This window comes from Caballeronia zhejiangensis (genome assembly GCF_000698575.1).
In the GTDB taxonomy this organism is placed as follows: domain Bacteria; phylum Pseudomonadota; class Gammaproteobacteria; order Burkholderiales; family Burkholderiaceae; genus Caballeronia; species Caballeronia zhejiangensis.
Genome location: NZ_JFHD01000101.1, coordinates 1 through 1,520 on the forward strand (window position 1 = coordinate 1; position 1,520 = coordinate 1,520).

A 1,520-nucleotide genomic window follows, 5' to 3' on the forward strand; every position below is an offset into this window, starting at 1 on the left:
TATCGAGGCCGCCCGCACCGTCGTCGGGCTTGACGACCCAGCGCCGGCCGATTGCGGCGGCCGCGTTTTCCGGTTCGAGCGCGCGCGTCGCGGCGATGCTGCGCGCGGCGAGACACGCGGCCGTCGCGCTCTTGCTCGATGCCGCGCGGATCGCTTCCTTCGCGCAGCCGAGCCAGCGCGCCTGGCCGACGGCGTCGTAGAGCTTGAGCAGCAGTCCGTCGCACTCGGGCGCGACGATGCAGGCATAGTCATGCTCGCGCGCCACGCGGGCCACGAAGCGGATGAGCGATTCGCCCGGATGCGCGCGCACGTAGCCGCTGGCGCCGTCGAGTTGCTCGAAGCGCGAGCTTGCGACGGTCACGTCGATGCCGGGCAGCGCGCGCAGATCGGCGGCGATGGCGTCGCGCATCACGCGGCCTTCGACGATGAGCGCGGAGAGATCGGCGAGGCTGCCTGCGCCTGCCGCGTCCGGATCGATGCCGCCGCCGGTGAGATACTCGAATACAAAGATCTTGGTCAAAGGAAAGCCATCCATGCAGGTGATACCCGTTCTCGATCTGCTCGACGGCCACGCGGTGCGCGCGGTGCGCGGCGAGCGTTCGCGCTATCGGCCGATCCAGTCCTCGTTGTGCGCGACGAGCGATCCTGTTGCGATCGCCCGCGCGCTCGTCGCCGCGACCGGCGCGCGCACGTTGTACGTCGCCGATCTGGGCGCGATCCTTTCGCGCGGCGCGCACGATGCCGCGCTCGCCGCGATTTGCGATGCCCTCGGCGACGGCCTGCGCATCTGGCTCGACGCGGGCTTTACCGCGTTTCTGCCGATGCGCGCTTTCGTCGAACGCGTCTTGCGGCTGACGCGTTCAGCGGCGCCTGCCGCGATCCTGCCTGTGTTCGGCACCGAAACGCTCGTCGATGTCGGCGCGATCGCCGAGGCATCGGCTTGCGGCTTCGAGCCGATACTTTCGCTCGACTATCGCGGCGGGCGCGCGCTCGGGGCGACGCATGGCGAGAGCGGATGGTGGCCGTCGCGCGTGATCGTGATGACGCTCGATCATGTGGGCGCGTGTGGCGGGCCCGATCTCGACACGTTCGCTGACGTGCGGGCGCTCGCCGGGGCGCGGGAGGTGATCGGCGCGGGTGGAATCCGCCATGCCGATGATCTCGCGCTCGCCGAGCGCAGCGGCGCTTCTGCCTGGCTCGTCGCTTCCGCTATTCACGATGGCTCCTTATCTCAGGGCGATGTGCATCGCGGGGCTTCTTTCTGACTTCCTTGGCATCGAACTCAATTTTTATGCCAACGGCTTTCGGGGCGCGTTTCAGGTGTAATCGTTTGGGAAGCAGGTGTTGCATATGGTGATTCATGGGTGACAGTGTGTTGCAATGCGGAGCAGTTTTTTTCGCCTTTCCCGGCGGGGGTTTCGCTGGATCCCGGTTTCGCGTCGGTCTATTAGCATTGCCCCTGTGCGGGCGGTAGTCACTTTCCTTCCAGTAGTCGCCGGATCCCGGTCTCGCGTCGGTCT

The 1,520-nt window shown here is 67.2% G+C and carries 1 protein-coding gene and 1 pseudogene; one reads left to right on the forward strand and one right to left on the reverse strand.

The genetic code is table 11. The annotated features are described in order from the left end of the window. Nucleotides 1–520: pseudogene (locus tag BG60_RS36085) on the reverse strand (ATP-grasp domain-containing protein); the annotation flags it as partial. Nucleotides 521–533: 13 nt separating this feature from the next. Here BG60_RS36085 and BG60_RS36090 point away from each other — a divergent pair. Continuing rightward, nucleotides 534–1,265, forward strand: a complete 732-nt coding sequence (locus BG60_RS36090; RefSeq protein WP_008354328.1) for a HisA/HisF-related TIM barrel protein — start codon at nucleotides 534–536, stop codon at nucleotides 1,263–1,265. Nucleotides 1,266–1,520: the final 255 nt, after the last annotated feature.